Raw genomic sequence first — 4,322 nt, 5'->3', positions numbered from 1 at the left:
GGTCTCCCAACCGATTCATGATCACTCAGGAGACTCCAAATGCTACGGCTCAACAAGATGAGCGCGCCCGCCATCCTCGTGTGGCTGCTGCTCACCATCCTGACCCCGCTGGCAAAGACCCTGGCCATCACCGCCGGACTGCTCGCCACCGTCCTGGACGGGATTGCCCAGGCATCCGCCCGCGGACGCACCCACACCCGCACCAGCCCGACCACGGCCACGCTGGCCGTCGCGACCAGCACCGCGGGGTGGTGACCGCCATGTTCACCGACACCATCCCCACCAGCCGCAGCCTGCTGCGGGAGATGTGCCACCTGCTCAACAACCAGCCCGCACCGGACGCGCCCAACGTGGTCAAGGCCGACTGGTACGACGAGAAGGCCCGCGTGCTCGACCTGATCGCGGCCACCGACCGGCCCGACGCCGCCTTCATCTCCGAGCGGGCCGACCGTGCCCGGGAGATGGCCGCGGAGTGCCGCGAAGCGGGTGAGCAGTGATGCCACTCGCCCTGACCACCACCGGCACCTGCCGCCACTGCGGCGGCGACCTCGCCGAGTTCCTCCAGCCGGGCCAGGTCGGCTACTGGGTGCACTACCTCACCCGCCTGCCCCGCTGCACCACCGGCACCACCACCGCCGAGCCCGTGACCCTGGAGGTTGTGCGATGACCAGCGCCTACCCCGCCCCCATCGATGACCTGCTGCCCCGGGCACAGCAGATGGCCGCCGAGTCCGGCCAGATCCCTTCCCGCAACCAGCTCATGCGCGAACTCGGCATCGGTGCGAAGAAGGCCAACGCGCTCCGCGCCGCGCTGGCCACCGAGCCCGGTCAGCGGACCGCCGGACCCGCCACCCCGGACCCGGCACCCCGGCTCTACGCCTTGCGCACCCCCGAGTCCGAGGCAGAGCCGACTGAGGACAGCGAGCCCACGTCCGATCACCAGGCGAAGGCGACCACGCTGGTCAGCACGGTCGTGAACCCGGAGCCGACCGCCCCGGTCCGGCCGGTGGCCGCGCCGGTCGCGCCGACCCTGGGCCAGCGTGTCCGCGGCTGGTTCGCCCGCACCACCCCGGCCACTCCGGTGACCCCGGCCCCGGGCACGCGTCCGGTCCGGCGGGTCCGGTCCTGGCCGGTGCTGCTGCTGGCCCTGCCCGCCTTCGTCGCCATCTGGGGCGGCTGGGTTGGCCTGGGCAAGCTCACCGGGTTCGGCCCGGTGGACCTGCTCCCGGGGATCGCGGGCGGGTTCGTCCTCAACACCGCGATCACGCTGCCCATCGGGGTCGAGGCGTACGCCGCGTTCGCCCTGCGGGTCTGGCTCTCCGGTGCCACCCGCAGCGCCAAGGCCCGCCGCTTCGCCAAGGTCTCGGCGGTGGGCTCGCTGCTGCTGGGCATGGCCGGACAGGGTGCCTACCACCTGATGACCGCCGCCGGAATGACCCAGGCCCCCTGGCAGATCACCGCATTCGTCTCCTGCCTGCCCGTGGTCGTTCTCGGCTGCGGCGCGGCCCTGGCCCACCTGCTCCACCACGACGAGGAAGGGGACAACCAGTGAGCACCCCCAATGACACCGTCACGTCCCCAGACACCACGACGGTTCCCGCCGACGAACAGGCTGCGGCCAGCTCCAACGTGGTGCCGCTGCGCCGGAACCCGGCGCCCGCGGAACCGGCCGAAGTAGAGGTGCTGGAAGGCGAGCTGGTCGCCGACACCGTCGCCGTTGACCAGCCCGAGCCCGCCAAACCAGCCATCTGGGAGGGCTTCCGCAGCGCCGACCGGCGGCCGCTGATCGCGCCGTGGCTGCGCTCGTGGGAGACCTTCCGCAGCACCGTCGCCTTCACCTGCCGGCATTACCTGCACACCGCCGCCTACCACGCGCTGCGAGTGCCGCTGTATGCCCTGCACCTGCTCTCCCGCGCCCCGCGCGGGCTGGGCAAGGTGCTGCGCGGGTGGTGGCGCTGGCTGGCCGATGCCGAGGCCAAGCCGTTGCGCCTGGCCGCGGTGCACGCCGCCGACGCCCAGACCTACCTGCGGCTGTCCGCCCAGCGCAACACCCGGGTGGGCACCCGCCTGCTGGTCACCGGCGCGGCGCTGGCCGCGGTGTTCATCGGCTGGTTCCTGCTGCCCGGCGACGCTCCACTGTGGACGCGGTGGGAGATCTGGGGGCTGACCTTGGCCGCCCTGCTGGGACTCGGCGTGGCCGGTTCGCCCGCGGACAAGCCGATCGCCACCCGCGCGGTGGTCTCCACCCAGGTCGCCAAGCTGACCAGCGAGGTCATCGTTCGCGCGCTGACCGTGCTGGGCCTCGGCGGCATCACCTCCGCGCTGTCGAAGAACCCCAACGCCATCACCTTCGCCGCCCCGATCACCCGGGACGGCCCCGGTTGGCGCGCTGACATCGACCTGCCGCCCGGGGTGACTGCCACCGAGGTCGCCGACAAGCGCGCCAAGCTCGCTTCCGGCCTGGGCCGCCCGCTGGGCTGCGTGTGGCCGGAGGGCAACCCGGCTGTCCACCCGGGACGGTTGGTGCTCTGGGTTGGCGATCAGGACATGTCCAAGGCCCGCCAGCCGGTGTGGCCGCTGCACAAGGCCACCCAGATCGACCTGTTCAAGCCGCAGCCCTTCGGCACCGACCAGCGCGGCCAGTGGGTCAACGTCACCCTGATGTTCATCTCCGGGATCATCGGCGCGGTCCCGCGCATGGGAAAGACGTTCACCCTGCGGGAACTGCTGCTCATCGCGGCCCTGGACCCGCGGGCGGAGCTGCACCCCTATGACCTCAAGGGCACCGGTGACCTGGCCCCGCTCGGGCCGGTGAGCCACCGCTACCGGGCCGGGGACGACCCGGAGGACATCGACTACGCCTTGGTCGACCTGCGGGCGCTGCGTGAGGAGATGCGCCGCCGTACCAAGGTGATCCGCGAACTTCCGCGCGACCTGTGCCCGGAGTCCAAGGTCACCCCGGAGCTGGCCAACAACAAGAAGCTGGGCCTGCACCCCATCGTGATCGGGGTGGATGAGTGCCAGGTGTGGTTCGAGCACCCCGACCACGGCAAGGAGATCGAGGAGATCTGCACCGACCTGGCCAAGCGCGGCCCGGCAACCGGGATCGTGCTGCTGCTGGCCACCCAGCGGCCGGACTCCAAGTCCATCCCCACCCAGATCAGCGACAACGCCATCTGGCGGTTCTGCCTCAAGGTGGCCGGGCAGGTGCCCAACGACATGGTGCTGGGCACCTCCAGCTACCAGAACGGGCAGCGGGCGACCACCTTTGCCTTCTCCGACAAGGGGATCGGCATCCTCAAGGGCGACGGCGACGAGCCCAAGACCACGCGCGGGGTCTACATCGATGCCCCCGGCGCGGACAAGATCGCCGCCCGTGCCCGCGCCGCCCGGGTAGTCGCTGGCCGGTTGAGCGGCTACGCCGCTGGGCTGGACATCGAGGTGGAGGACCAGGAATCCAGCTCGCTGCTGGAAGACCTCACCGCGGTCTTCGGCGAAGCGGACAAGGTGTGGTCGGAAGCCTTGGTGGACCGGCTGGCCGAACTTCGGCCGGCGGCCTACGGGCCGTGGGGCGAACTGCCCACCGGCGCGGCCAAGGCCACCCAGCTCGCCACCGCGCTCAAGCCCTTCGGCATCACCACCAAGCAGGTCTGGATCACCGAGGCCGAGACCGGCAAGGGCGCGAACCGCATGGGCCTGCACCGCGACTGGATCACCAAGGCGCTCACTGAGCGTAACTGAATCCGAGGGGCGACCCGGGGTCGCCGACGGCTCTAGGTCTAGAGCCACCGCCCTCTAGACCTAGAGCCCCCTCTAGACACCCAAACCGTCAGTGACCAGCGACCTAGTTCCTAGGGCTGGCCTGGGCAAACACGCCCAAAACCGCCCCGGAGGGCCGATGAAACCCCGCAATACCCCCGCCCTAGTCCTGACTACCACTCTCACCATTGTCACGTTCAGTGATATCGCGCCGCAGGTCTCCGGCTACACCGGGGCCGCGCTGGGCGCACTCGGCGGTGGCTACGTGCTGGCCTGCGCGGCCTTCCCGTTCCGGCCCTGCCGGGCCTGTCGGGGCATGGGCCGCCACCTCAGCCGCGGCGTCTTCGGCGGCATCCGCCTTTGCACCGCCTGCAAGGCCACCGGCTTGCAGCTCCGCGCCGGACGCAAGGCGTGGAACTACCTGCGCCGCACCCGCCGCACCCGCTGACCACCTTCGCCACAGGAGTACCTCATGTCGAACTGGACCATCCACATCGAAGCCACCCGCTCCTGGTGGAACGGCAGCTCCACCACGTTGTGCGGGCTGACCATCACCAAGGTCGA

The 4,322-nt window shown here is 70.8% G+C and carries 6 protein-coding genes; all 6 read left to right on the top strand.

Annotation, left to right across the window (positions count from 1 at the left end; all coding sequences use genetic code 11):
* Window positions 1-39: 39 nt before the first annotated feature.
* The 6 genes from ACTOWY_RS44735 (at window position 40) to ACTOWY_RS44710 (ending at window position 4,206) form a co-directional block, all read left to right on the top strand.
* Window positions 40-255 (top strand): hypothetical protein, encoded by a 216-nt coding sequence (locus ACTOWY_RS44735; RefSeq protein WP_441315688.1) that lies wholly within the window; start codon window positions 40-42, stop codon window positions 253-255.
* Window positions 256-260: 5 nt separating this feature from the next.
* Window positions 261-497, top strand: coding sequence for a hypothetical protein (locus ACTOWY_RS44730; RefSeq protein WP_441315687.1), 237 nt, complete (start codon window positions 261-263; stop codon window positions 495-497).
* Complete coding sequence (locus tag ACTOWY_RS44725; RefSeq protein ID WP_441315686.1) at window positions 497-667, top strand: hypothetical protein; 171 nt, start codon at window positions 497-499, stop codon at window positions 665-667. Before ACTOWY_RS44730 ends, ACTOWY_RS44725 begins: the two co-directional genes overlap by 1 nt.
* The gene (locus ACTOWY_RS44720; RefSeq protein WP_441315685.1) at window positions 664-1,551 is read left to right on the top strand and encodes an ABC transporter permease; all 888 of its coding nucleotides are present in this window, start codon (window positions 664-666) and stop codon (window positions 1,549-1,551) included. The genes ACTOWY_RS44725 and ACTOWY_RS44720 overlap by 4 nt, the downstream gene beginning before the upstream one ends.
* Window positions 1,548-3,740, top strand: coding sequence for a DUF3631 domain-containing protein (locus tag ACTOWY_RS44715; protein WP_441315684.1), 2,193 nt, complete (start codon window positions 1,548-1,550; stop codon window positions 3,738-3,740). Before ACTOWY_RS44720 ends, ACTOWY_RS44715 begins: the two co-directional genes overlap by 4 nt.
* 157 nt (window positions 3,741-3,897) lie before the next feature.
* Window positions 3,898-4,206, top strand: coding sequence for a hypothetical protein (locus ACTOWY_RS44710; protein WP_441315683.1), 309 nt, complete (start codon window positions 3,898-3,900; stop codon window positions 4,204-4,206).
* Window positions 4,207-4,322 lie beyond the last annotated feature (116 nt).

Source organism: Crossiella sp. CA198, from assembly GCF_052078295.1.
In the GTDB taxonomy this organism is placed as follows: Bacteria; Actinomycetota; Actinomycetes; order Mycobacteriales; family Pseudonocardiaceae; genus Crossiella.
This window is presented reverse-complemented; position numbering and strand designations above follow the sequence as displayed.